Source organism: Xanthomarina gelatinilytica, assembly GCF_000348685.1.
GTDB classification, from domain to species: Bacteria; Bacteroidota; Bacteroidia; order Flavobacteriales; family Flavobacteriaceae; genus Xanthomarina; species Xanthomarina gelatinilytica.
This window is the reverse complement of sequence record NZ_ANLA01000004.1, coordinates 480,352-506,542: the sequence shown is the minus strand read 5'-3', so window position 1 is coordinate 506,542 and position 26,191 is coordinate 480,352. Positions and strand designations below refer to the sequence as shown.

The 26,191-nt window shown below is 35.1% G+C and carries 32 protein-coding genes; 30 read left to right on the top strand and 2 right to left on the bottom strand.

The annotated features are described in order from the left end of the window. Positions 1 to 54 precede the first annotated feature (54 nt). Positions 55 to 564 (bottom strand): hypothetical protein, encoded by a 510-nt coding sequence (locus D778_RS02935; protein ID WP_007647503.1) that lies wholly within the window; start codon positions 562 to 564, stop codon positions 55 to 57. A gap of 155 nt (positions 565 to 719) precedes the next feature. Here D778_RS02935 and D778_RS02930 point away from each other — a divergent pair, with 155 nt between their 5' ends. Together D778_RS02930 and D778_RS02925 are read left to right on the top strand one after the other, a co-directional pair. Continuing rightward, positions 720 to 1,679 carry an NAD-dependent epimerase/dehydratase family protein gene (locus D778_RS02930; RefSeq protein WP_007647502.1) on the top strand — a complete coding sequence of 320 codons (960 nt, stop codon included), beginning with the start codon at positions 720 to 722 and terminating at the stop codon, positions 1,677 to 1,679. Positions 1,680 to 1,775: 96 nt separating this feature from the next. Then, positions 1,776 to 2,378 (top strand): hypothetical protein, encoded by a 603-nt coding sequence (locus tag D778_RS02925; RefSeq protein ID WP_007647501.1) that lies wholly within the window; start codon positions 1,776 to 1,778, stop codon positions 2,376 to 2,378. Positions 2,379 to 2,411: 33 nt separating this feature from the next. On the opposite strand, the gene D778_RS02920 is transcribed toward D778_RS02925, so the two are convergent. After that, the gene (locus tag D778_RS02920) at positions 2,412 to 3,662 is read right to left on the bottom strand and encodes an NAD(P)/FAD-dependent oxidoreductase (protein WP_007647500.1); all 1,251 of its coding nucleotides are present in this window, start codon (positions 3,660 to 3,662) and stop codon (positions 2,412 to 2,414) included. Between the two features lie 108 nt (positions 3,663 to 3,770). Here D778_RS02920 and flxA point away from each other — a divergent pair, with 108 nt between their 5' ends. From flxA to D778_RS02780, 28 genes are all read left to right on the top strand, one after another. Continuing rightward, positions 3,771 to 5,297 carry a flexirubin biosynthesis tyrosine ammonia-lyase FlxA gene (gene flxA / locus D778_RS02915; protein WP_007647499.1) on the top strand — a complete coding sequence of 509 codons (1,527 nt, stop codon included), beginning with the start codon at positions 3,771 to 3,773 and terminating at the stop codon, positions 5,295 to 5,297. An 18-nt stretch (positions 5,298 to 5,315) separates the two neighbouring features. Beyond that, positions 5,316 to 6,443, top strand: coding sequence for a WG repeat-containing protein (locus D778_RS02910; RefSeq protein WP_040491286.1), 1,128 nt, complete (start codon positions 5,316 to 5,318; stop codon positions 6,441 to 6,443). A 44-nt stretch (positions 6,444 to 6,487) separates the two neighbouring features. Further along, complete coding sequence (flxB, locus tag D778_RS02905; protein ID WP_007647497.1) at positions 6,488 to 7,219, top strand: flexirubin biosynthesis SDR family reductase FlxB; 732 nt, start codon at positions 6,488 to 6,490, stop codon at positions 7,217 to 7,219. A gap of 13 nt (positions 7,220 to 7,232) precedes the next feature. Beyond that, complete coding sequence (locus D778_RS02900) at positions 7,233 to 8,447, top strand: beta-ketoacyl-[acyl-carrier-protein] synthase family protein (protein ID WP_040491284.1); 1,215 nt, start codon at positions 7,233 to 7,235, stop codon at positions 8,445 to 8,447. A 10-nt stretch (positions 8,448 to 8,457) separates the two neighbouring features. Next, positions 8,458 to 8,700 carry an acyl carrier protein gene (locus D778_RS02895; protein WP_007647495.1) on the top strand — a complete coding sequence of 81 codons (243 nt, stop codon included), beginning with the start codon at positions 8,458 to 8,460 and terminating at the stop codon, positions 8,698 to 8,700. Positions 8,701 to 8,722: 22 nt separating this feature from the next. Next, positions 8,723 to 9,604: an LpxL/LpxP family acyltransferase gene (locus D778_RS02890; protein ID WP_007647494.1), complete on the top strand. Its 882-nt coding sequence runs from the start codon at positions 8,723 to 8,725 to the stop codon at positions 9,602 to 9,604. A 13-nt stretch (positions 9,605 to 9,617) separates the two neighbouring features. Beyond that, positions 9,618 to 10,538, top strand: coding sequence for a hypothetical protein (locus D778_RS02885; RefSeq protein WP_007647493.1), 921 nt, complete (start codon positions 9,618 to 9,620; stop codon positions 10,536 to 10,538). 12 nt (positions 10,539 to 10,550) lie between these two features. Then, on the top strand, positions 10,551 to 11,684 hold the full coding sequence (gene darB, locus D778_RS02880; RefSeq protein ID WP_040491282.1) for a dialkylresorcinol biosynthesis protein DarB: 1,134 nt from the start codon (positions 10,551 to 10,553) through the stop codon (positions 11,682 to 11,684). 1 nt (position 11,685) lies between these two features. Further along, positions 11,686 to 12,120 carry a hotdog family protein gene (locus D778_RS02875; RefSeq protein ID WP_007647491.1) on the top strand — a complete coding sequence of 145 codons (435 nt, stop codon included), beginning with the start codon at positions 11,686 to 11,688 and terminating at the stop codon, positions 12,118 to 12,120. Further along, entirely contained in the window at positions 12,117 to 12,581 is a 465-nt protein-coding gene (locus D778_RS02870; protein WP_007647490.1) for a hotdog family protein, read from the top strand. The genes D778_RS02875 and D778_RS02870 overlap by 4 nt, the downstream gene beginning before the upstream one ends. Further along, entirely contained in the window at positions 12,581 to 12,991 is a 411-nt protein-coding gene (gene DarG, locus D778_RS02865; protein WP_007647489.1) for a flexirubin biosynthesis protein DarG, read from the top strand. The genes D778_RS02870 and DarG overlap by 1 nt, the downstream gene beginning before the upstream one ends. Next, complete coding sequence (darH, locus tag D778_RS02860) at positions 12,981 to 13,979, top strand: BtrH-related acyltransferase DarH (RefSeq protein ID WP_007647488.1); 999 nt, start codon at positions 12,981 to 12,983, stop codon at positions 13,977 to 13,979. The genes DarG and darH overlap by 11 nt, the downstream gene beginning before the upstream one ends. Before the next feature lies 1 nt (position 13,980). Further along, positions 13,981 to 14,724, top strand: coding sequence for an ABC transporter ATP-binding protein (locus tag D778_RS02855; RefSeq protein ID WP_007647487.1), 744 nt, complete (start codon positions 13,981 to 13,983; stop codon positions 14,722 to 14,724). Next, on the top strand, positions 14,717 to 15,985 hold the full coding sequence (locus tag D778_RS02850; protein ID WP_007647486.1) for an ABC transporter permease: 1,269 nt from the start codon (positions 14,717 to 14,719) through the stop codon (positions 15,983 to 15,985). Before D778_RS02855 ends, D778_RS02850 begins: the two co-directional genes overlap by 8 nt. Next, positions 15,963 to 16,415, top strand: a complete 453-nt coding sequence (locus tag D778_RS02845) for an acyl-CoA thioesterase (protein ID WP_007647485.1) — start codon at positions 15,963 to 15,965, stop codon at positions 16,413 to 16,415. The genes D778_RS02850 and D778_RS02845 overlap by 23 nt, the downstream gene beginning before the upstream one ends. Next, positions 16,408 to 17,571, top strand: a complete 1,164-nt coding sequence (locus D778_RS02840) for a beta-ketoacyl synthase N-terminal-like domain-containing protein (RefSeq protein WP_007647484.1) — start codon at positions 16,408 to 16,410, stop codon at positions 17,569 to 17,571. Before D778_RS02845 ends, D778_RS02840 begins: the two co-directional genes overlap by 8 nt. Then, positions 17,564 to 18,625, top strand: coding sequence for a methyltransferase (locus tag D778_RS02835; RefSeq protein ID WP_007647483.1), 1,062 nt, complete (start codon positions 17,564 to 17,566; stop codon positions 18,623 to 18,625). Before D778_RS02840 ends, D778_RS02835 begins: the two co-directional genes overlap by 8 nt. A 6-nt stretch (positions 18,626 to 18,631) precedes the next feature. Continuing rightward, complete coding sequence (locus D778_RS02830) at positions 18,632 to 19,249, top strand: hypothetical protein (RefSeq protein WP_007647482.1); 618 nt, start codon at positions 18,632 to 18,634, stop codon at positions 19,247 to 19,249. A 1-nt stretch (position 19,250) separates the two neighbouring features. Next, positions 19,251 to 19,508 carry a phosphopantetheine-binding protein gene (locus D778_RS02825; RefSeq protein WP_007647481.1) on the top strand — a complete coding sequence of 86 codons (258 nt, stop codon included), beginning with the start codon at positions 19,251 to 19,253 and terminating at the stop codon, positions 19,506 to 19,508. A gap of 136 nt (positions 19,509 to 19,644) precedes the next feature. Further along, a complete protein-coding gene (locus D778_RS02820) occupies positions 19,645 to 20,847 on the top strand; it encodes a beta-ketoacyl-[acyl-carrier-protein] synthase family protein (protein ID WP_040491281.1) in 1,203 nt (400 codons plus the stop codon). 12 nt (positions 20,848 to 20,859) lie between these two features. Further along, positions 20,860 to 21,924: a beta-ketoacyl synthase N-terminal-like domain-containing protein gene (locus D778_RS02815; RefSeq protein ID WP_007647479.1), complete on the top strand. Its 1,065-nt coding sequence runs from the start codon at positions 20,860 to 20,862 to the stop codon at positions 21,922 to 21,924. Next, entirely contained in the window at positions 21,918 to 22,694 is a 777-nt protein-coding gene (locus D778_RS02810) for a polysaccharide deacetylase family protein (protein WP_040491280.1), read from the top strand. The genes D778_RS02815 and D778_RS02810 overlap by 7 nt, the downstream gene beginning before the upstream one ends. Continuing rightward, a complete protein-coding gene (gene lolA2, locus D778_RS02805) occupies positions 22,687 to 23,304 on the top strand; it encodes a flexirubin biosynthesis/transport protein LolA2 (protein WP_007647468.1) in 618 nt (205 codons plus the stop codon). The genes D778_RS02810 and lolA2 overlap by 8 nt, the downstream gene beginning before the upstream one ends. Beyond that, positions 23,285 to 23,896, top strand: a complete 612-nt coding sequence (lolB2, locus tag D778_RS02800; protein WP_007647467.1) for a flexirubin biosynthesis protein LolB2 — start codon at positions 23,285 to 23,287, stop codon at positions 23,894 to 23,896. The genes lolA2 and lolB2 overlap by 20 nt, the downstream gene beginning before the upstream one ends. Before the next feature lie 86 nt (positions 23,897 to 23,982). Beyond that, on the top strand, positions 23,983 to 24,606 hold the full coding sequence (locus tag D778_RS14095; protein ID WP_007647466.1) for a porin family protein: 624 nt from the start codon (positions 23,983 to 23,985) through the stop codon (positions 24,604 to 24,606). Then, positions 24,606 to 24,971, top strand: coding sequence for an ApeI family dehydratase (locus tag D778_RS02790; RefSeq protein ID WP_007647465.1), 366 nt, complete (start codon positions 24,606 to 24,608; stop codon positions 24,969 to 24,971). The genes D778_RS14095 and D778_RS02790 overlap by 1 nt, the downstream gene beginning before the upstream one ends. 12 nt (positions 24,972 to 24,983) lie before the next feature. Then, positions 24,984 to 25,487: a hypothetical protein gene (locus tag D778_RS02785; RefSeq protein WP_007647464.1), complete on the top strand. Its 504-nt coding sequence runs from the start codon at positions 24,984 to 24,986 to the stop codon at positions 25,485 to 25,487. Between the two features lie 11 nt (positions 25,488 to 25,498). Next, entirely contained in the window at positions 25,499 to 26,155 is a 657-nt protein-coding gene (locus tag D778_RS02780) for a hypothetical protein (RefSeq protein WP_155949861.1), read from the top strand. Positions 26,156 to 26,191 lie beyond the last annotated feature (36 nt).

The window sequence follows — 26,191 nt, the reverse complement described above, 5'->3', positions numbered from 1 at the left end:
ATACGCGGAATAAACATTAACATAACCTTAAGAATTAAGGATATACAAGCATTTTTAAGGTTTTATGATTTTTTGGGAGTCTCTTTCAATCTTTTTGTTCATTTGCAGGTTTAAATTTGAAAAAGAAACCAAAACTTCCTGAATGCCCGGCATGATGCTCTCTGGTGTGGCATTAGATAGATTTACAAGACTCTCCAGTTTATATAATTTGGTTTCCAAAGCAATCAATCTGGACATAATAGCTGGAGAGTTCAAGGTTTCTGGAAGACTTTGCTTTAAATCGGTAATCAAGGCTTCCAAAATTTCATGATTTTCTTTGAAATAAGTTAAATCAGCTTGTTTTAAATTCATTACAACACCTTCCAATTCATTATATTTAACCCAATTGTTTGTAATTTTCTTAACCTTGGGGTCCAATAAATATTCCGTGTAATTAAATTTCTGGATGGTCTGTTTAGAAAGGGATGACAAGGTGTTTTCCTGTTCAACTTTAGGAGTCTCATCAACACTTTTGCCACAAGAGACCAAGCAGATCAACAAACAAAAACTTATAATAAATTTCATACTAAACATTTATAGAATAGCAAATATATAGATTTCGGTTTTTTATATGCTATGGTTTAGCACATGTTTAATAATTATGATGGTTTTTTAAGTTAATTTTATAATAGTACATTAAAAATCTTGTTATTTTTGAAGACCTTAAAAACTTACAAGAAATGACTCCTAAAATATTAATTATTGGTGCATGTGGACAAATAGGATCAGAACTAACGCATACCTTAAGAAGCATTCATGGAAAAGATAATGTTATTGCCAGCGACATAAGCTACAATAATTTAGATATAGTGAACTCTGGAATTTTTGAGATTTTAGATGCTCAAGATTATACCTCTGTAAAGGTTTGTATAGACAAACACAAAATCAACACGGTGTATTTAATGGCTGCCATGTTAAGTGCCACTGGCGAAAAATACCCAATGAAAGCATGGGATTTAAACATGGATTCCCTATTTCATGTTTTAAATTTAGCAAAAGAAGGCTTTATTAAAAAATTGTTTTGGCCTTCCAGTATTGCAGTGTTTGGTCCCACAACCCCTAAAGAAAACACTCCACAATATACTATTATGGAGCCATCTACGGTTTATGGCATGACCAAGCAAGTTGGCGAACGTTGGTGCGAGTATTACCACAACCAATATGGGGTAGATGTAAGAAGCATTCGTTATCCAGGCATTATAAGCTGGAAAACCTTACCTGGTGGAGGCACTACAGATTATGCTGTTGAAATCTACCATAAAGCGATAGCCGATAACACTTACGAATGTTTTTTATCTGAAAACACCCAACTGCCAATGATGTTTATGGACGACGCCATTAAAGCCACCATAGATATTATGGACGCCAAACCGGAAGACATTAAAATAAGATCATCCTATAACCTATCTGCCGTAAGTTTTACACCAAAAGAAATTACAGAGTCCATACAAAAACACCTGCCAGAATTTACTGTAACTTACAAACCAGACTTCAGACAAAAAATAGCAGACTCATGGCCAAAAAGTATAGACGACTCTCGTGCCAGGGAAGACTGGAGCTGGAAACATCGTTTTTCATTGAACGATATAACCTCAGAAATGCTCACCAATTTAAAGAAAAAGGAAAAACAATCGGTTTAGGACAATTTTTTACTGAAAATACGTAACTCTTCGTATGTAATTTTATATGAAGTTACTTTATATTAGCCCAGTAAATCATTTAAAAACCAACTTATCATGAAAAAGTTATTATTTTTAGCATTATTGTTTTCCACCTCACTATTGTTTTCGCAAAAGTCTAAAGTTCAAGAAGGGGATTGGAAAAATTTAAAGGGTATCACTGAATACAACCTAGTATTTGATTACGCCAACCTGGAAATTCCAAAATACGATTCTGAAGAAGATTTCTTAAAAGACAAAATGGCCAAACGTGACGAAAAAGAGCCAGGAACCGGTGAGAAATTTAAAGAATCTTGGTTTGCAGATAGGGAAAACCGTTATGAACCTAAATTCATTGAGTCTTTTAACAAGCGTTTTGATGATGGTGAAATAAAAGTGGATAAAGATTTAGGTGACGCAGAATACACCATGAAAGTACATACCACATTAATCTTTGCAGGATACAACGTAGGTGTAAGTAGAAGACCTTCAAAAATTGATGCCGTAATCTCTGTTTACAAAAACGACAATCCAGATACTGTTATCTTTTCGGTAAAATATACCAATGCCGAAGGTAGTGGAGCTATGGGTTACGATTTCGATTCTGGCTACAGAATATCGGAATCCTATGCCAAATTAGCTAAAACCTTTGCGAAGGACCTAAGCAAAAAAACAAAGTAAACAAACGTTTTTATAGTTTTTAAAAAAGCGAGGTTAATTAGCCTCGCTTTGTTCTTTTTCCATATCTATTAAATGTGCCAATGTTTTAACAATTCGATCGTGTTTGGTTACAAATGGATTGGTTTTATCCCAAACATAACCAGCTAAAACAGCACAAATCTGTCTTTTTACATCTGGATTTTCCGGTCTGTGGAAAAATAGAGTCTGTAAGTTACCTGTGTACCATTCTTTAACATAGGTTGAGAAAACGGCCACACCATATTTAATGTAATTGGAGTACTCTTCTTCCCAGTCCACCAATTCCCCTCTTAATTCTTTTGAGATTAGTTTTGCAGACATCAAAGCAGATTCGGTAGCAAAGGTCACACCAGAGGAAAATACTGGATCCAAAAATTCAGAGCTATTTCCTGTGAGCGCATAGCCTTTACCATATAGTTGCTTTACGGATTTTGAGTAATTTTTAATGTTTATGGGTTCAAAAAGGAAATCCACATCCTTAAACCTGTCATAATAATAATCAGAGAGTTTTAGCATCTCTTTCATTCGTTCGGTATTACTACCCTTAAAGGAATCTATATATTCGGTTTTGCTAACAAAGCCCAAACTGGTATTCCCATTGGAAAAAGGAATGACCCAAAACCAGGTATCTTTATCCAAAACATCGAAAGTAATAAGGGTTCCTTCGGTTCCCTCCTCTCTGTTTACATCCTTTACATGCGTAAAAATAGACGAATGGTCTGGCAAAGCCGAAGGTTTGTCCAAATCCAATAATCTTGGCAGTACACGACCATATCCACTGGAATCTATAATAAATTTTGCATGTATGGTATAAGTGTCCCCTTCTTTGGTTTTTATGGTGGTTTTAGACGAACCATCATCTGCAATTTCCACAGCTGTTACTTCGTGGTCAAAAGACACATCCACTCCTTTTTTAATGATTTCCTTTACCAATATATGGTCAAAATCTGCTCTGGGCACCTGCCATGTCCAATCCCAACCTTCCGAGTGTTTATCGCTAAAATCAAAATTACAAACCACGTCTCCTCTTAAAAACCTTGCTCCAGGTTTCAACTCAAAATTAGCTGCTTTTAAACAGTCCAATAAGCCTACCTCCTCAAAATGATCCATACATCTAGGCAACAAACTTTCACCTATAACAAACCTAGGGAAAACACTCTTTTCAACTACCTTAATATCATACCCTTGGTTATTTAAGTAAGCTGCTGCAACACAACCAGATGGTCCTGCTCCAATAATTAAAACATCAACATGTATATCGTTCATGGTCTTTGTAGTATTAATTCATTAATTATTATAAATTTGCAATCCAAAATAACTACTTTAGTTTAAGTTATTAAAATTTTATTATAAAAATACAGAATAAATTAATAGATGCTAACATTTAACGGGACATTAGAATTAAAAGATTTTTACAAAGTTATTTTTGAAAATAGCAAAATACATATAGATGAAAAGGTTTACACAACCGTTGATGATAGCTTCAATTTCTTAAAAAAATTCTCAGAAGACAAGGTTATATATGGCGTTAACACGGGTTTTGGACCTATGGCACAATATAAGATTAAAGATTCTGAACGCATTCAACTGCAATATAATTTAATTAGAAGTCATGCCTCTGGAACAGGGCAGCCTATTGCTCCAATGTATGTAAAAGCTGCTATGTTGGCTAGGTTAAATACTTTGTCCCTAGGGAATTCTGGTGTCCATAAGTCTGTTATTGAATTAATGACAGAACTTATCAATCAAGACATCACTCCTTTAATATACGAACATGGAGGTGTTGGCGCCAGTGGCGATTTGGTACAGTTGGCGCATTTAGCATTGGTTTTAATAGGTGAAGGCGAAGTGTTTTATAAAGGCGAAAGAAAAGCCACAGAAGACGTGTTCAAGACCTTAGGTTTAAAGCCTATTTCGGTAGAATTGCGCGAAGGTCTGGCTTTAATGAATGGCACGTCTGTCATGACAGGAATTGGTATTGTAAATGCCATTTACACCAAACGCTTGTTGAACTGGATGACCTCCTGTTCTGCTGCCATAAATGAAATTGTTAAGGCTTACGATGACCATTTGTCTTTCGAGTTAAACCAATCCAAAAGACATGTTGGGCAACGAAAAATTGCCGAAGCCATGCGTGAGCATTTAAAAGATAGTCAATTAACCAGAAAAAGAGAACATCACTTGTATTCAAAAAACGACGATGTTTCCGTTTTTGAAGACAAAGTTCAAGAATATTATTCCCTAAGGTGTGTCCCTCAAATTTTAGGACCAGTACTGGACACCTTAAACAATGTGGAAAAGATATTGATTGAAGAAGTTAATTCTGCCAACGACAACCCTATTGTGAACGTAGAAAAGAAACACGTATATCATGGCGGTAATTTTCATGGAGATTATGTGTCTTTAGAAATGGATAAGTTAAAAACCGTTGTCACCAAATTAAGCATGCTCTCTGAAAGACAATTAAACTACTTACTGAATGCCAGGTTAAACAACATGCTTCCTCCATTTGTGAACCTTGGCAAACTAGGATTGAATTTTGGAATGCAAGGGGTCCAATTTACGGCAACATCTACCACTGCCGAAAACCAAATGCTTTCCAACCCAATGTATGTACACAGTATTCCAAATAACAATGACAATCAGGATATTGTTAGTATGGGAACCAATGCAGCTCTAACCACCAAGAAAGTCATAGAAAACGCCTTTGAAGTTTTGGCCATCGAGCTTATTACCATAGTTCAAGCCATTGAATATCTTCAAGTTCAGGATAAAATCTCTTCAAAAACCAAAAAGATGTACGATGAAATTAGAAATTTAGTTCCTATCTTTACAAAAGACGTTATTATGTATCCTTATGTTAACCTTGTTAAAGATTTTATCATTAACAATAAAACATAACAAATCAAATTATTTATTATGAAAACTAAAGTGCTATTAATCGTAATGCTTTTTGTAAGCATGCATTTTCATGCCCAAGAGTTAGCTTTGGCTAACCAAAATGGTAAATATGGATATATTACCAAAACTGGAGATTGGCAAATTGAACCCAATTTTAAAGTGGCTAAAAATTTCTCAGAAGATTTAGCTGAAGCATCCAATGATGGTAAAACTTGGGGATTTATTAACCGTAAAGGCGAATGGGTTATTGAACCTGTCTTTGATAAAACAAAGGAATTTAATTCTGGTATTGCTGTGGTATTAAAAGACAAAGAGTGGATTTACATCAACACCAAAGGAGAACCTATATTAACCAATGTTTCAACAGACAAAATTTACGACTTTAAAGAAGGTTATGCCATTATTAGAAATGGAGACTCCGTAGGATTTATTAATACCAAAGGTGAAACCGTTGTTCCAGTAAAATTTACCAAGGCTTTCGATTTTGAAAATGGCTATGCCAAAGTTCTAGAAAACGGAAAATGGGGTTTAATTGATCCTTCTGGAAACTATTTTGTTAAAACCGAATATGATGGAGTTAGCAATTACTACGATGGAAACGTGGTAGCCAATCTTGGTGATACCCATGGCCTTATCATCAATAACGAATTTAAAGTTGTTGAAGGTGCAGAAAAAATCTGGGATTTCTCTAACAACTCCAATATTACCTATGCTAAAAAAGGAGATAAAATTGGTTTTATCAACAATAAAGGGGAATGGATTATAGAACCTGCTTACGATAAAGCTCGCGCCTTTGTTAAGGGTTTGGCCCCTGTAATGAAAGACAAGGAATGGGGTTACATAAATACCAAAGGAGACGTTGTGATCCCCTTTCAATATAAAGATGCCGAAATTTTTAGTGAAGATGGTTTAGCACCTGTTAAATCCTCAAAACTTTGGGGATTCATCAACACTGAAGGAAAATTGGTAATTGAAGAAAAATATGATATTACAGCTGGAGGATTTTCCATTTTCCAAAAAAACAACCTAAAAGGCTTTAAGGATGGTGTTGCAAGAGTTAAGGAAAAAAAATCTTGGTCTTACATAAATACCAATGGTGAAGTTATCAAAGGTTTACAATTTGATAATTTGGAACTTTTCAATTAGCAGCTGCTCAAATCCTAAATACTTACAAAAAAAAATACAAATACATGAAATGTGCCCTAATTACTGGTGGATCTAGAGGGATTGGAAAAGCCATTTGCAAACAATTAGCAATTGATACAGACTACCACATACTAATAAATTACAACAACAACAAAGAAGCTGCCTTAGACACTTTAAAAGAAGTTGAAGCTGAAGGCAACACAGGAGACATCATTCAATTTAACGTAACAGATGCCGAACAGGTGAAAACAGCACTAGATACTTGGCAAGAAAACAACAAAGAAGCTACCATTGAGGTGATAGTGAACAATGCTGGAATTACAAAAGATGGACTCTTTATGTGGATGCCACAAACCGATTGGCAAGATGTGATTAACACCTCTTTAAACGGGTTTTTTAACGTGACCAACCATCTTATCCAAAAAATGTTACGTAACAGATATGGTCGCATAATAAATATAGCTTCCGTTTCTGGTGTTAAAGGAACTGCAGGACAGACCAATTATTCGGCTGCAAAAGGTGCCTTGGTTGCAGCAACCAAAGCTTTGGCACAAGAAGTGGCCAAACGTAAAATAACCGTTAACGCTGTGGCTCCCGGTTTTATTAAATCGGATATGACTTCCGAATTGAATGAAGCCGAATTAAAAAATTTAATTCCAATAAACAGGTTTGGGGAACCAGAAGAGGTCGCTCATGCTGTATCGTTTTTAGCTTCAAAAAAAGCTTCGTATATTACTGGTGAAGTTATAAATATAAATGGAGGTATTTACTCGTAAATTAAATTAAGGAATGAGGAGAGTTGTGATATCAGGAATGGGAATATATTCTTGTATAGGAGAAAATTTAGAAGAAGTAAAAGAATCTTTATATAAAGGAACGTCTGGAATTGTCATAGATAACGAACGTATTGAATTTGGATACCGTTCACCTTTAACAGGTATGGTTAAAGCGCCTAACCTCAAAAACCTATTGTCCCGAAGACAGCGTATCAGTTTAGGGGAAGAAGGTGAATATGCTTATGTAGCCACCTTGGAAGCCCTAAAAAACGCTCAAATATCCGAGGAATTTTTAGACACTCATGAAATTGGTATTCTGTACGGAAATGACAGCACTGCAAAATCCATAATAGAATCCAACGATACCATAAGGGAGAAAAAAGATACAACCCTTGTAGGTTCTGGGGCCATTTTTAGAGGAATGAATTCTTCGGTCACCATGAACCTGTCTACCATCTTTAAATTAAAAGGGGTCAATTTTACCATTAGTGCTGCATGTGCCAGTGGTTCTCACTCCATTGGTATGGCATATCAATTAATAAAAAGTGGTTTGCAAGATTATATTATTTGTGGTGGTGCCCAAGAAATAAACAAACTTGCTATGGGAAGTTTTGATGGCTTAGGTGTGTTTTCAAAAAATATAGACCAACCTGAAAAGGCCTGTAGACCTTTCGATTTAAATAGGGACGGTTTGGTACCTAGTGGAGGTGCAGCAACCCTTATTTTGGAAACCTATGAGTCTGCCGTAAAAAGAGGCGCTCCTATATATGGAGAAATTATAGGCTATGGTTTTTCTTCAAATGGAGACCACATATCAACACCAAATGTGGATGGTCCTGCCAGAGCCATGAAAATGGCTATAGACCAAGCCCAAATAGACCCAAAAGACATTCAATATGTTAATGCACACGCCACTTCAACTCCAGTTGGGGATGCTAATGAAGCCAAAGCCATTTTTGAAGTTTTTGGCGACAAAGGACCTTATGTAAGTTCAACAAAATCCATGACAGGACACGAATGTTGGATGGCAGGAGCCAGCGAAGTATTGTATTCGGTTCTTATGATGCAAAACAATTTTATTGCTCCAAACATTAATTTGGAACAACCAGATGAAGCAGCATCCAAATTAAATCTTGTTAACAAAACGTTAGATAAAAAATTTGATGTATTTTTGTCCAATTCGTTTGGATTTGGGGGAACAAATTCAGCATTAATAATTAAAAAATAATTGTGTGGCAATGACTAAAGAGGTTATTATTGAAAAGATAAACGACTTTCTTATTGACGAATTTGAAGTTGAAAGTGAAGATATTTCACCAGATGCCAATTTAAAAGAAACGCTCGAGCTGGACAGTTTGGATTTTGTTGACCTTGTGGTTGCCGTAGAATCTAATTTTGGCGTAAAATTGGTTGGTGAAGATTTTATTAACGTAAAGTCGCTTAGCGATTTCTATGCGCTTATTGAACGTAAATTAAGCTAAACAATTCTACTTATAACATAATATGGCTGCTGAATGGCAAGGTAAATCCAGAGGAACTGTTCTAGGATACAAAATCTTCGTGTTTTTCATGAAGAAAGTTGGAATAGGAGCAGCTTACTTTATTCTGTATTTTGTGGCAGCATATTTTTGCTTCTTTTCTAAAGACAGTACCAAATCCATTTATTATTATTTAAGGCATCGTTTAAAATATTCAAAACTTAAAAGTGTTTTTGGCATTTTTAAAAGTTACTATGTTTTTGGACAAACCATTTTGGATAAAATAGCCATATCCTCAGGTTTGAGTGATAGATTTACTTACGAATCTGATGGAGTTCATTTTATAAACGAAACCTTAAAAGCAAAAAAAGGTGGCGTCTTAATTAGTGCTCATGTTGGAAATTTTGAAATTTCCGAACACTTTTTTGGTATTTTGGAAGAAAATGCCTCTATAAGTTTACTAACCACAGATGTGGAACACACGGCCATAAAAGAATATTTGGACAGTGTTAGGAAAAAATCGAACATTAAATTAATTTTAATAAAAGAGGACCTTTCCCATATTTTTGAAGTGAATGCAGCCTTAGCAAGAAATGAAATTGTCTGCATTACAGGAGATCGCTATGTTAAAGGTTCTAAATTTTTAACAGAAGAACTTTTGGGCAAAGAAGCAAAGTTCCCTGCTGGTCCATTTATGTTGGCCTCCAGGCTTAACGTACCAGTATTGTTTGTGTATGTCATGAAGGAAACCAACAAGCATTACCATTTGTACGCCAGAAAATCTCAGGCAAAACACAGGGATGCTCAAGCTTTACTAAAAGAATATACCCAAAGTGTAACATGGATGCTTAAAAAACATCCTTTGCAATGGTTTAACTATTTCGATTTTTGGAATGCCCTAAAATAATTATCAGATACAAATGAAAGAAGTTTTAGTTATACATTATTCGCAGTCTGGACAGTTAACAGAAATTGTAAATAATATTGTTTCAGATTTAAAAACCCCTGAAACAAACCTAACATTTCTTAACATTGAAATGGAAAAACCGTTTCCGTTTCCATGGAACAAAAAAGAGTTTTACGGTGTGTTTCCCGAAACTTTTTTACAAATACCCGAAAAAACCAAACCGGTTCCAGAATCCATCCTTAACAAAACATACGATTTAATTGTTCTTGGATATTCCATTTGGTACCTAACACCTTCGCTACCAACCACCTCTTTCTTAAACACTCCAGATGCCAAAAAGTTGTTTGCCAACACACCTGTAATAACTGTTATTGGCTGTAGGAACATGTGGATTATGGCTCAGGAAAAAATGAAGAAAAAACTTTTGGAACTTCAAGCCCAACTAGTAGGCAATATTGTTTTGGCAGACAGGCACATAAACCATATAAGTGTCATTACCATTGCACAATGGATGTTTTCTGGAAAAAAAGAACGTTTCTTGGGTGTTTTTCCTAAACCAGGTGTTTCCCAAAAAGACATCGATCATTCCGTGAAATTCAGTCCCATCATTAAAAATCATCTCATCGATAACAATTACGCAACCTTACAAGACAAATTATTGGAAAAGGAAGCCGTAAACATCAAACCTTTTTTAATAACTGTTGATAAACGAGCCAACGTAATTTTTTCAAAATGGGCAAGTTTCATTATTTCCAAAGGCAAAAAAAATGACACAAAACGACAATTATATGTAAAAATGTTTAATTATTATCTTTTATTTGCCATTTGGGTTATTGCACCTATAGTATTTATCTTATTTTTGTTGACTTATTTACCTTTATATGGTAAATTAAAAAAAGAAAAAGAATATTACTCATCTGTTGCATTAAAATAGAAGGTTTTAAAAATGAAGGAAGTATATATTACTAAAATATCAAAGTTTTTGCCTAATCGTCCTATTGGTAACGACGAAATGGAAGATAAATTAGGAGTCATTGATGGAAAGTCCTCTAAAGGAAGACGTATTGTGTTAAGAAACAATCAAATAAAAACCAGATACTATGCCATAGATGATGAAGGGAACATTACACATAACAATGCACAGTTAACCAAAGAAGCTATAGAAAAGCTTTACGATGATGGCTTAAAACCCAACGACATAGAACTGTTATCCTGTGGCACCTCTAGTCCAGACCAAATCTTGCCTTCACATGCAGCCATGGTTCATGGTTTCCTTAAAAATGGAAATACCGAAATAAATTCGCCTTCTGGAGCTTGTTGCTCTGGTATGAATGCTTTAAAATATGGCTTTTTGGCTGTAAAATCAGGGCAAACCAAAAATGCTGTGTGTACAGGTTCCGAACGCACATCCTCTTGGATGATGTCAGACACTTTTGAAGAAGAACTAAAACACCTAAACACTCTGGAAGAGAATCCCATCTTAGCCTTTAACAAAGATTTTTTACGCTGGATGCTTTCAGATGGTGCAGGCGCTTTCTTGTTGGAAAACCAACCAAATGGAGATCTTCCACTTAAAATAGAGTGGATGGAAGGCTACTCTTATGCACACGAACTAGATGCCTGTATGTATGCAGGAGCAGATAAACTGGAAACAGGGTTTTTAAAACCTTGGAGCGAATATCCTTCAGATCAATGGAGTAAAAAATCACTTTTTGCCATGAAACAGGACGTCAAGCTTTTGGGCGAAAACATACTTGTAAAAGGTGTGGACAGCTTAAAAATGGCAATGGAAAAACATGGTGTAAAACCAGAAGACATAGACTATTACTTACCACATATCTCTTCTTACTACTTTAAAGAGAAATTATACGAGGAAATGGTAAAACAAGGTGTGGAAATCCCTTGGGAAAACTGGTTTATGAATTTAAGTAAAGTTGGGAATGTAGGTGCCGCTTCCATATACATTATGTTGGAAGAACTTGCCTCATCAGGAAAACTGAAAAAAGGAGACAACATATTACTTTCTGTTCCAGAAAGTGCGCGTTTTGCTTATGCTTATGCGCTTTTAACTGTGTGTTAAAATGATACAGCAGCAACTACCAATAACAAATATTTCGCATTTAATCCCTCAAAAAACACCATTTGTTATGGTGGATACCTTATTGGATTTTTCCCCATCCCATGTCGTATCTACTTTCAAGATACTGAAAACCAATCTGTTTTTAAAAAACAACACCTTATTGGAGTCTGGACTTATTGAAAATATGGCGCAAACAGTAGCCTTACATACTGGTTACGATTTTTTTCTAAAAGATGAAGTTGCACCTACTGGATATATTGGCTCCATTAAAAAAGTGGATATTTTAAAACTACCAGCCTTAAACGATATCATTACAACCAAAGTAGATATTTTACACGAATTTAATGGCGTGACCTTGGTTGCCGTAAAAGTATATAATGCCAATGAGGAAGAAATTGCCTCTGGAGAAATGAAAACCGTTATTGCAAACCAATGAATTTTCACTTTTTAGACATAAAGAAATTTTTACCTCATCGAGAGCCTTTTCTTATGGTAGATCAAGTATTAACCATTGACGATGAGCATGTTTCAACCTGTTTCCACATAAAACCTGAATGTATATTTAATGAAGAAGGGGTTTTTAACGAGGCTGGCATGATAGAAAACGCAGCACAAACCTGTTCCTCCATAGTTGGAAAAAGTTATTTTGATGAAGACGACCTGGAAGGGTGTTCAGCTAAACTTATAGGTTTTATTAGTGCCATAAAAAAAATTAACATCAAAGCCTGTGCAAAAGTAGGCGCAACCATAACTACCAAAGCCTATATAAAATCCCGATTGAACACAGACCAATTTACCATGTGTTCCATTGATTGCTTTATAACAGAAGACGGTAAAGAATTGTTATCTTGTGAAATAAATTTAGTGATCCAAGAACTGAAAGAACACTCAAAATAATGAAAAAAGATGAAGTGCCACAAGATAAAAGCAATTTAGAATCGGCCAACTTTAAGGAGCTATGTTATGCTGTCGACGAAAATGGGGAATACACAACCGTTAACAGTTCTGGTTGGGATCCAAAAACCATTGCGTTAAACAAAGCCATTGAAGAAATTAAACTTCGTGTTGAAGATGCCAAACAACGTGTTTTAAACCATCAAACAAGTCCTATTGAGTATTACATGGAGTATCATAAAATGGATTTGCCTATTTTAGCAAGTTATGTTGGGATGTGGAAATGGCGTGTAAAGAGGCATTTCAAACCACAAGTGTTTCAAAAACTCTCAGATAAAACATTACAAAAATATGCCGATGTTTTCGAGATAAGCATTCAGCAATTAAAAAATATTCAACTTCATGAAAATTAATTTCACGCACCATCAATCGGCACATTGCGAAAATGGTGTGATTTCTAATTTAATGAAACATCATGGCTATCAAGTAAGCGAACCTTTGGCTTTTGGCATAGGTTCGGGCTTGCTGTTTTGCCACATTCCTTTTTTAATGGTAAACCATGCGCCAGCATTTACCTACAGAGCCTTACCTGGTATTATTTTTAAGCGCTTTGCCAAACGTGTTGGAATAAAAATTAAACGCGAAAAATTTAATAATCCACAAAAAGCGAAAGCTGTTTTAGACGAAAATTTAAAAAACAACACTCCTGTCGGACTTCAAGTTGGCGTCTATCATTTGGTGTATTTTCCAGATGAATATCGGTTTCATTTCAATGCACATAACCTAGTGGTCTATGGCAAGGAAAACAACACATATTTAATTAGCGATCCAGTAATGGAAAATGTAACTACTTTAACTGACAAGCAGTTAGAAAAAGTACGTTTTGCCAAAGGAGCTTTTGCCCCAAAAGGTCATATTTACTATCCTGTAGATTTCCCTAAGGAATTGGATATAGAAAAAGCCATTGTTAAAGGCATTAAACATACCTGTAAAGACATGTTGGCGCCAATTCCAGTTCTTGGAGTTAAAGGCATTCGCTATACTGCCAAGCTTATTAGAAAATGGCCTAAGAAAAAAGGCACAAAAAAAGCCAATCATTATTTAGGTCAAATAGTGAGAATGCAAGAGGAAATTGGAACTGGAGGTGGAGGCTTTAGATATATATTTGCTGCTTTTTTACAGGAGTCCAGCAAAATCTTAAACAAACCTGAATTATCTGATTTATCTAAAGAAATGACCACTATTGGCGATTTATGGAGAGATTTTGCCGTAGATGCCTCAAGAATTTACAAAAACCGTAGTGCTAAAGAAGATGCCTATAACCAGGTTGCTTTGCAATTGGAAGCCATAGCAGATAAAGAAGAAGTGTTCTTTAAAAAACTAAAGAAAGCCATTAAATAAAATGATCCATATTGAACATGTTTCCAAAAAATATAAAAAAGCAGATAACTATTCCTTATCTGACTTAAGCCTGTTCATAGATGAAAAAGAGATTTTTGGGCTTTTGGGACCTAATGGTGCTGGAAAAACCACATTGATTTCCATTTTATGCTCCCTTATAAAACCTACTTCAGGATCTTTTAGCATTAAAGGCTTGACTTATAAAGAACATAAAAACCAACTCAAGCAACTTATAGGCATTGTGCCTCAGGAATACGCGCTATACCCTTCTTTGACAGCCTTCGAAAATTTAAAATATTTTGGAAGCATGTATGGTTTAAAAGGAAAATCGCTTGACGAAAAAATTCATAATTCTTTAGACCATTTAGGATTAGTAAAATTTGCACATAAAAAAATTGACACTTTTTCTGGAGGTATGAAACGTCGTGTCAATTTAATTGCCAGTATTTTGCACAACCCTAAAGTATTGTTTTTGGACGAGCCTACTGTAGGTGTGGATGTTCAGTCTAAAAATGTGATTATAGAATTCCTTCAGGAATTAAATAAAAATGGAACAACCATTATTTATACGTCACATCACCTAAACGAAGCCGAAACCTTTTGCACTCGTGTAGCCATTATAGACCATGGGAAACTGATTGTTAAAGGAAAACCCAAAGAGTTAATAAACAACAATCCAGGTGCACATAATCTGGAAGATGTTTTTATAAGTTTAACTGGAAAAGCCTTAAGAGATCATGCATAAATTAATGGCTTCAGCACATAAAGAATTCTTACTGCTTATCCGAGATATTGGTGGTATTGCCATTCTCTTTATTATGCCTTTGGTGCTTATAGTAACCATTACCTTAATTCAGGACAGCACCTTTAAAACCGTAGCAGACACAAAAATTCCCATTTTGGTTGTAAATAACGACCAAGGTACTGTCTCTGAAACCATTTTAGAAGGTCTAAAAGATTCCAATGCTTTTGAAGTTATTCTGGAAAACACAGAAGAAGCTGCCAAAAACTTGGTTTTTAAGGGAGCTTACCAATTGGCCATTGTTATTCCAGAAAACTTAAGTTCTGGGTTGGAACAAAAGGTCGCCCAAAATGTCGATGGCATCATCTCCAAATTTGGTCTGGAAGAAGAAACAGACAGCTTGACAAAAATACCTGTTGAAAGTAAAGAGGTTAAACTTTATTTCGATCCTGCCACCCAAGTATCGTTTAAAAGTTCCGTTAAAAACGGCATCGATAAAATGGTTTCAAAAATTGAAACCCAATCTATTTACAAAGCTTTTCAAGAACAAATAACAGACGATCCAACCGAAGTTATATTTGAAACTGAAAACTTTATCACTTTTAAAGAGATTTTGCCTAAAACCGATAATAAAGATATCATCCCAAACTCGGTTCAGCACAATGTACCAGCTTGGACCTTGTTTGCCATCTTTTTTATAATCGTGCCACTTTCCATCAATATTGTTAAAGAAAAAAGTCAAGGCACGTTTGTAAGATTGCGAACCAATCCCGTATCCTATGCAACGGTTCTGGGAGGAAAGACACTCATTTATTTAACCGTTTGTCTAATTCAATTTGTTTTAATGTTATTGGTTGGCCTTTATGTATTTCCAGCCATAGGATTGCCAACCTTGGATGTTTCTGGAAGATTGCCATTGCTATTTGTGGTTGCCATATTTGCTGGTTTGGCTGCCATTGGCTTGGGCTTATTGTTGGGAACCATTGCAAAAACCCAAGAACAATCGGCTCCATTTGGGGCAACCTTTGTTGTTATTTTAGCTGCTCTTGGTGGTGTTTGGGTGCCTGTGTTTATCATGCCAAAATTCATGCAAACACTCTCCAATATTTCACCTATGAATTGGGGCTTAAATGCTTTTTACGATGTATTTTTGCGTCATGGGTCTTTATTGGATATTTTACCTGAAATAAGTTTGTTATTTTTATTTTTTATAGCAACAACCATAATTGCCATAGTTTACAATGAAAAGAAAAACACCGTTTAAACCAAAAGAAATTTCGCATACCAGTCAAGTACGGGTACGCTTTGTGGAAACAGATCCCCTGGGAATTGTTTGGCATGGCAACTACATCCAGTATTTTGAAGACGGTAGGGAAGCCTTTGGCAGACATCATGGTATTTCTTACTTAGATCAAAAAAAATACGGTTTTGCCACTCCAATAGTAAAATCCAGTACAGACCATAAATTACCTTTGCGTTATGGCGATATTGCTACCATTAAAACCATTTATGTAGATAGTCAAGCTGCGAAAATGGTGTTTCGTTACGAAATTTACAACCAAAACAACCAATTGGTTTGTACAGGTGAAACCATTCAGGTGTTTGTTGATAAAATTGGGGAAGGCGATTTATGGCTAACCATTCCAGCTTTTTTTAAAGATTGGAAACAAAACGTAGGTTTATTGGATGATTAAGGCTTACCTGTCATATAATAACATTATCTCTTCACTTGGTTTCAATAGTGAAAGCGTTGTGAAAAATATTCACAACGAAGTATCTGGATTGCAATTGATAAAAGATAACAAGGCACTTCCGGAACCCTTTTATTCAGCTTTGATCGATTCTGAAGCACTGGAAAAAGCGTTTTTGAAACTTCAACCAAAGACAGATTATACACGTTTGGAAAAAATGATGATAACGTCTTTAAATGAAGTCCTTCAAAGTTCAAAAATAAAATTGAACGATCGTGTTGGTTTAATAGTTTCCACCACCAAAGGCAATATTGATGCTTTGGACAAAAACAATCCATTTCCTAAAGAACGTGCTTACTTAAGTGAATTGGGGAAAAATATCCAAGAATTTTTCAAATTTGAAAATGAAGCCATTGTGGTTTCAAATGCTTGTGTTTCCGGAATTCTCTCAGTTGCCATTGCCAAAAGGTACATTCAACAAAACACATACGACCACGTGTTTATTGTTAGTGGAGATGTGGTTACCGAATTTATCCTCTCTGGTTTCAATTCATTTCAGGCACTAAGCCAGGAACCTTGCAAACCTTATGACAAAAACCGGACAGGCATTAATATTGGGGAAGTAGCTGCCAGTATTTTAGTTACAAAAAGCAGTGAAAACCTTGCCAAAGAAGCTGTGGAAATTCTTGGTGAAAGCTCTTGTAACGATGCCAACCATATTTCAGGTCCTTCCAGGACAGGTGAAGGTTTATATAGGAGCATAAAATTGGCTCTAGACCAAGCTAACTTAACAGCACAGGAAATCGATTATATTTCGGCTCATGGCACAGCTACCATGTTTAACGACGAAATGGAAGCCATTGCCTTTAACAGAATGCAATTGCAAAAAGTGCCTTTAAACAGCTTAAAGGGTTATTTTGGACATACTTTAGGTGCTTCCGGATTACTGGAAACCATTGTAGGTATGCACTCGTTGTACAACAATACACTTTACGTTTCCAAAGGATTTGACACTATAGGCGTTACAAAGCCTATCAACGTAATTACAAAAACCACTTCAAGAGAATTAAAAACCTTTTTAAAAACTGCTTCAGGTTTTGGAGGTTGCAATACAGCCATCATATTAAAAAAATCAAACCAAACAAAAAATCATGTCTAAAACCCGTATTAAAGCTATAGATGCCGTTCAAGAAGCCGAAAAGATAGCCTTTGCTCCTTTTGTTTTTCAAGCAGTTGTTTCCTTAAGAAAATTGGGGATTTTTAATCTAATTTTTCAAAATAGAAAAAAAGGTGGCATTGGTTTAGAAGATATTTCAAAAAAATTAAACATCAGTACCTATGGCGTTGGTGTTTTATTGGAAATTGCCGAAAGCTATAATATAGTTGATAAAGACGACGCAGGAAATTTTGAGTTAACAACCATTGGGTATTTCTTGGCCTTTGATAGGACTGTGGATGTGAACATTAATTTTACCCAAGAAGTATGTTATAAGGGACTTTTTCATTTAACAGAAGCTATTGAAACCGGAAAACCTGCAGGATTGAAGGAGTTGGGAAACTGGAAAACCATCTACGAGGGTCTATCGGTTCTTCAACCAGATGTTCAAAAAGCTTGGTTTGAATTTGATCATCATTATTCAGATGAAGTGTTTCAAGAAGCCATGGAATTTGTTTTTAGAAACAACCCAAAAACCATTTACGATGTTGGTGCCAATACAGGAAAATTTGCCATAAGTGGCAGTAAATACAGTGATTCTGTCTCTATAAAAATGATAGATCTGCCAGGTCAATTAAAAATTGCACGAGGCAATGTGGCTGCTGCTGGTTTTGCAGATCGTGTGAGTCATTATGAGATAGATTGGTTGTCCAAAAACCCTCAATTACCTAAAGGTGCTGATGCCATTTGGATGAGTCAATTCCTAGATTGTTTTTCTGAAGATGAGATTCTAACCATTTTAAAAGCTTGTGCAGCAGCTGTAAATGACCATGGCGAAGTTTTAATTATGGAAACCTTTACAGATAGACAACGATTTGACAATGCCAAGTTTATCTTGGAAGCAACCTCGCTGTATTTTACGGTTATGGCAAATGGAAATAGTAAAATGTACCCAAGCACTGTGTTAAAAAAACTCATAGATCAAGCAGGATTGGAACTTAAGGAAGATATAGCCGTTGGGGAATATCACACCATCTTTGCATGTAAAAAAAAGTAAACAACAATGAGCTCTAATTATAACATCACCTCTTTTTGTCATATAAAAAACCATCAGGTTTCTTTAAATGGCACTGTTGTTTTTAGTGAACAACATGTTGGGTTTTCAGAGTTCATAAAAGCTGCTTATAAGCATCAAAAAACAAATTATCCAAAGTTTTTTAAAATGGATCATTTAAGTAAACTAGCCTTCCTGGCTGCTGATATTTTGCTTAAAAACCTAAAACTGGATTCAGAAAAAGAAAACAATATTGCTTTGGTTTTTTCCAATAAAGCTGCCAGTTTGGATACAGACATATCGCATCAAAAAGCCATACAGCATAAAGACAATTATTTTCCTAGTCCAGCCGTTTTTGTATATACCTTACCAAATATTTGCCTTGGTGAGATAAGTATTAAATATAAGCTTTATACTGAGAATAGTTTTTTTATCTTTGAACGCTTTAATGCCGAACATTTATTTAGCTATACCAATAGTTTATTGGAAACCAATAAAGCAAAATCAGTGCTTTGTGGCTGGGTGGAATTGGAAGGCGATAATTATGAGGCTTTTTTGTATTTAGTCTCTAAAGAAGGCCATTTACAGCACAACACACAACAAATAACAACATTATATAACACATAATATGGAAGCTTTAAAACAAGAATTAAAAGAGAACATTATCGAGCAATTGAACTTAGAAGACATGACTGCTGAAGACATTGCAGATGACGACATGCTTTTTGGTGATGGTTTAGCATTGGATTCTATTGATGCTTTGGAACTTATCGTGATGCTGGATAAAAATTACGGGATTAAGTTAACAGACCCAAAAGAAGGTCGTGCCATTTTTGAATCTATCAATACCATGGCTGCTTATATTTCTGAGCATAGATCTAAATAATGATATTTCCGTAATAACAGGAATACCAACGTTGAAAATATAAATTGGCCTCAAATGCATGTTTTAGAATATCTGCTAATTTGTGGCTGAACAGAAATAATAAATAATTAGATTTCTGCTTACGCAGGAAATAAATATGAGTCAAGGAGTCGCTATAACTGGAATGGGAATTATTTCTGCCATTGGAAACAATGTGGCAGAGAATTTTCGGTCGCTAGTGGAAGGTAAAAAAGGGATAACAACCATTTCTAAAATCAATACCATTCACAAAGACGTTATTAAGGTAGGCGAAATTGGTTATACCAATTCACAATTGGAGCATATTTTAGGTTTAACTCCAGATAACAACTATTCCCGAACTGGCTTAATTGGTGCCATAGCAGCCAAAGAAGCCTTTGCCAATGCTGGTATTAAAGACATAAATGCCTTTAAAACAGGCTTGATATCTGCCACTAGTGTTGGAGGTATGGACATGACGGAAAAATATTATTACGATTATTTGGAGCATGAAACCCACAGAAGATATATTGCCAGCCATCATGCTGGAGATTCAACCCAAAAAATTGCAGAACAATTAGGCATTGATAAAAGTTTGGTAACAACCATAAGCACTGCTTGCTCTTCAGCTGCCAATGCCATCATGCTTGGCGCCAGACTTATAAAATCTGGTCAATTGGATCGTGTGATTGTAGGAGGTTCCGATTGTATGTCTAAATTTACCATCAACGGATTTAAAACCTTAATGATTCTTTCTGACACCTATAACACACCTTTCGATGAAAACAGAAAAGGTTTAAATTTAGGGGAAGCTGCTGCTTTTTTAGTCTTGGAATCTGATGCTGTGGTAAAAGCAGAGAACAAACCGGTTTTAGGCTATGTTAAAGGCTATGGGAATGCCAACGATGCGTTTCACCAAACAGCTTCTTCCGATCATGGAGATGGAGCCACTTTGGCCATGGAAAAAGCACTTAAAGTTGCTGGATACACTCCAAAAGACATAGACTATATCAATGCACATGGAACGGCAACAGGCAATAACGATTTATCCGAAGGCCGAGCCATCATTCGTGTGTTTGGTGAAGAAGTGCCAGATTTCAGTTCCACAAAGGCCTATACTGGGCATACTTTGGCTGCAGCTGGAGCCATTGAAGCTGTGTACTCCATTTTAGCAATGCAAAACAATGTGATATTTCCCAATCTGAATTTTAAAACCCAGATGAAAGAATTCAACATCACACCTCAACTGGAACTTAAAGAAAAAGAACTGCAAACCGTTATGTCCAATTCCTTTGGTTTTGGAGGTAATTGTTCAACTGTTATTTTTTCTAAGAACCAATAATTGATAACCGACATGAAAAAAGTCTACATCAATAGCATAGCAAGTATTTCCCCTCAAAAAACCTTTGATAGCTCAGAGTTTTTAAACGAGATAATTATACATGAGGACCAAGTTGTTTTTGCCGTGGAACCTGTTTACAAAGATTACATTCCACCAGCTGCTGCCAGACGTATGGCAAAAGGCATTAAAATGGGAGTGGTTGCCTCTAAAATGGCATTACGCGAAGCTGGTTTGGAACAAGTGGATGCCATTATCACTGGAACCGGAATGGGTTGTTTGCGCGATTCCGAAAAGTTTTTAAGTGGCATTATTGATAATAACGAACAGTTTTTAACTCCTACTTCCTTCATTCAATCCACTCACAATACAGTTGGTGGACAAATAGCCTTGGAGCTACAGTGCAAAGGCTATAATTTTACCTATGTACATGGTAGCAATTCGTTTGAATCGGCTTTGATGGATGCCAAGTTGCAGTTGGAATTGGAAGAAGCAGAAAACATACTTATTGGTGGTGTGGACGAATTAGCAGACTATACAACCAAATTAAATAAAATCATCCATCATATTAAAGACAAAAAAACAAGTTCACACAACCTTTTAGACTCTAAAACTAAAGGGGCTGTTTTTGGAGAAGGTGCCAATTTCTTCGTACTTTCCAATAAAAAACAAGCTACTGCTTATGCTGAAGTGGTTTCGGTGAAAATATTCAACACCTTGTCTGAAAGTGACGTTGCAGAAACTGCCTTGAGCTTCTTAAAGGAAAATAATTTAACAGTTGAAGCTATTGATGCCATTGTTTTAGGTAGGAATGGTGATGTGGAATTTGATGGGTTTTATACCAAATTGTCTTTAAGCCTATTTAGCAACACACCACAAATTTGCTATAAACATCTTATTGGGGAATTTAATACAGCATCTCCTTTCGGAATTTGGTTGGCTTCCAAAATACTAAAAACACAGAACGTTCCAAATGTTTTAAAATGGAACGAAAAAAATACATCCTCTTATAATACCATTTTACTTTACAACCAGTATCGTGGAGAAAACCATAGTTTCATTATACTAAAATCATGCTAAACTTTAAAACAGTAAATAGCTTGGCTTTTATTCTTTTGGTTGGTTTAATTGTGGCTTATTTTCTGTTGGATATATCCTTTTGGTGGTTTTTGTTGTTAGGTATAATTTGGTTCAGCTTTACTGCTTTAGGTTCCGGATTGATAGGTTGGAACTATCATATTGAAGCTTTTAATTGCCATCCCAATGTTTCAAAAAACCATGTGGCCATTACTTTTGACGATGGTCCAAATCCTGCTTTTACTCCACAGGTTTTAAAGCTCTTGGAAAAATACAACGCCAAAGCCACATTTTTCTGCATAGGATTACATATTGAAAACCATCCAGGCCTTTTTAAAAACATTATAAAGCAAGGACACACAGTTGGCAACCATACCTATTCCCATCATAATATGTTTGGCTTTTTTAACAGCAAGCAAGTAATGGAAGAATTGGAATTGACAAACAAACTTGTTCAAAACATAACAGGCTTAAAGCTCAAACTCTTCAGGCCTGCTTTTGGTGTTACAAACCCAAGAATAAAAAAAGCGTTAAACGCTCTGAAATTGCAAGCCATTGGCTGGAATAAGCGTTCCTTGGATACCACAGGTTTAAGTAAGGAAACCATTTTAAAACGCGCTTCAAAAAACATAAAAAAAGGCGATGTCATCCTATTACACGATTCCAGCGAAAAAACCATATGGGTTTTGGAACAGTTATTGTTAATTTTACAAAAGCAAAATTTACATGCAGTTACTGTAGATAGCTTATTTAATATAGAACCTTATGCGTAATCTTGTTTTTCTTTTTTTACTGCTTTCCGTTACCATGCAGGCTCAAACAAAAATGTCTGCAACAGAGGCCCAAAGCTTAAAAACACTTGTAAAAAGACAAGCTTTAACCACCAAAACCATTGTTAGCGATTTCACACAATATAAACATCTGGATTTTTTATCCAACGATATTATAACCAAAGGCAAACTCGCCTTTAAAACTCCAGACCTTGTAAAATGGGAATATACAGAACCGTACAAATATGCTGTACTCTTTAAAAATGAGACCCTTTTTATAAACGACGAGGGTAAAAAAAACCAAGTGGACATGGGTTCCAACAAGCTTTTTAAAGAATTGAACCACTTGATAATAAACAGTATTAAAGGGGATATGTTTGACGAGGATGCTTTTGTTATTACCTACTTTAAAACAGGCAAAAACAGTGAGGTGCATTTTGTGCCAAAAGACAAAAACTCATCAAAATACATAGAAACGTTTCAAATTACTTTTAATCCTTCAGGAGATGTCACTGAGGTAAAAATGATGGAACCTTCAGGAGACTACACAAAAATTGTATTCTCAAATAAAGAATTAAACAAACCACTTCCCGATGCGATTTTTACTCATTAGTATTTGTTTGTTGCTTGTATCTTGTGCCAGCTATCCCAAAAAACAACACTTTCAATTAGATAATTCGGTTTCAAAAAGTATCGAAAACCCCTATTTTTCAGATGAAACAAAAGATTATGTTTACAAAGCATCCATTGATGTGTACGACAAGCATTTTGGTGGCCTTTTAATTATCAAAAAAATAAATGAGCAGGAACATCGAGTTGTTTTTACAACCGAAATGGGAAACAAACTTTTCGATTTCTCTTTTTTTGAAGACGACTTTAAAGTCAATTTTATTCTCGATGAGCTTAATAAAAAAATACTAATCAATATTTTAAAGAAAGATTTCAAAGTCTTAATTACAGAAAAAATTAACGTAACGAACAGATTCTCAGAAGCTGATAATCATATTTTTGAAATAATTATTTATAATAAAAAACATTATTATTATTTTAATGAGAATCAACTTTCCCATGTTATTCGAACAAAAAACGGAAAAGAAAAGGTTCAGTTTTTATTTTCAGAAATAAATAATCATCTTGCAGACCAAATTGATATAAAACATCATAACATAAAATTAGATATCACATTACAATCAATTACCCAATGAAACAACCATTATTAAACTTTAATCACACAGCGAAATGTTAATTTGGGTGTTCCATGTGACCATTAGAAAACAATAAATATCAACACATGAAAAAACTTTTTTTAACTTTAATAATCGTTGCACTAAATTTACCAGCATTTTCACAAGTAAAAGTGCGTCCTGGTATTCGTTTGGGAATGAATGCTTCAAACATTACAAATCATTATAATTCTGAAAGGGTTATTGGTATAAATGGTGCCATGTTTGTAAACATCCATCTTGCCAATTTTTACGAACTACAACCAGAGTTAACCTATTCCAATCAAGGCTATAATGGTGTATATCATCACAGTCCAGAACCTTATGATCCTATTATCTCTACTAGAGATGAAGTTGTTAACACACATTATTTAGGCTTAGGCATTGCCAATAAGTTTTATTTTGTACCAGATTTGGGCTTGCACTTTATTTTAGGTCCAAGTTTGGAATTTAACATTTCTAATGATGCGTATTATGATGTAACTCCTGTTGATTTCTCTTTATTTGGAGGTCTTGGTTACGAGTTTCCAATTGGTTTGGGAATAGAAGCAAGATACAAACAAGGGATTATAGATGTTAGGGACGGTTATTACGATTATTATTATGACGATTATAACGACAATTACTACAACGGCAACACCAAATTGAACTCTGTGTTTCAATTAAGTGTTTATTATAAATTTGGAATGTAATGCTACTAAAAGATTTTTATACCATAACCCAATTGACCGTAAAGGACCATTTGGCAACAGCGCACATAACCATTAACAAAAACCATGAGGCTTTTAAAGGGCATTTTCCTGGAAACCCAGTAACTCCTGGTGTTTGTATGATGCAAATAATCAAGGAACTTACAGAACAGATTGTAGACAAAAAACTGTTTATGGAGTCGGCCAGCAATGTTAAGTTTATGGCCATTATCAATCCAGAAAAAACACCTGATTTGGTTTTGGAATTGGATATTGCCCAAACAGACACAGGATACAAAGTGAAAAACACCACCATGTTTGAAGACACTATGGCACTAAAATTGACAAACAATTACTTAGTAATATAAAATTTTTTTTAAATGAAGTTTGTAACTCTGTTCATGACCATTGTTGGTTTTTTTGTGTTAACTCAAAACTTAAGCGATATTCGAGTGGCTTACAAAGAAGCAGCCAACGATAAAGACAAAGGCAAAGTAGAGGCTTTTTACAATCTGCTTAAAGACATTAACAAACAAAATAATGTCGCCTTGGTTGCCTACAAAGGAGCTTCCATTGCATTAAAGGCCAAATATGCCGAAACGTTAAAAGACAAAAAAGAAGGTTTTATTGAAGGTGTCTCCTATATAGAATTTGCCATAGAGAAAGAACCTAATGCCATAGAACCTCGGTTTATTAGACTAGGCATTCAAGAAAACACTCCTAAAGTTTTAAAGTATAAAGACCACATAGACGAGGATAAGCTGTTTCTGCTTAAACAGTATAAAAACATCCCTTCCAAAAACTTAAAATCTCATATTAAAGATTATATTTTACAATCTAAAGTGTTTTCAGACCAAGAAAAACAGAGTATTATCAACCAATAACCAACAAACCCATGAAAAAAATTACTTTCCTACTCCTTGTGTGTATTACCCTTTCCTTGTCTGCTCAAGACTCCATATGGACATTAAATAATGAAGAAATCCTGGCCAAAGTAGAAGAAATCCATGTAGAAACAGTTAGCTATAAAAAATTTGACAACCTTTCTGGACCTACCTATCACATAAAGAAATCTGAAGTTTCAAAAATTATTTTTGAAAATGGCAACGAAGAAATCTTTGATGTGTCGCCAAAAAAAGAGGATAAAAAAGACATCTCCATGGAAGAAACTCAGGCCTTTTTAATTGAGTACATTGGCAAATACTGTTATGATGACAATGCCTATTTAAAAAACGGGTACCAAGCCAAATTTGAAGGGGATTATTTAAGGTTAACCCTTTTTAATAAAGACAAATCCAAAGAACTTAGCAGTAATCTTTACGATTTTAAAAGTGTGTATTCCTTTAGGAGTCCAGATAGAAGGAATAAAGATTTGGCCTTTTTAAATTTACACGTACCAGTTTTGGTAAACGAAAAAAAAGATAAATGGGAAAAACAAAAATTGGTAATAAGCGTTGAAGGCCACGAACATGCAGAATCTATTGTAAATGCTTTAAAACACTATAACTACTTACTTAAAAATAAAAACAAAAAACCAGGTCAGAAATTTTAATCTTAATAATTGGAACAAGGACTCATAATAAAAAGA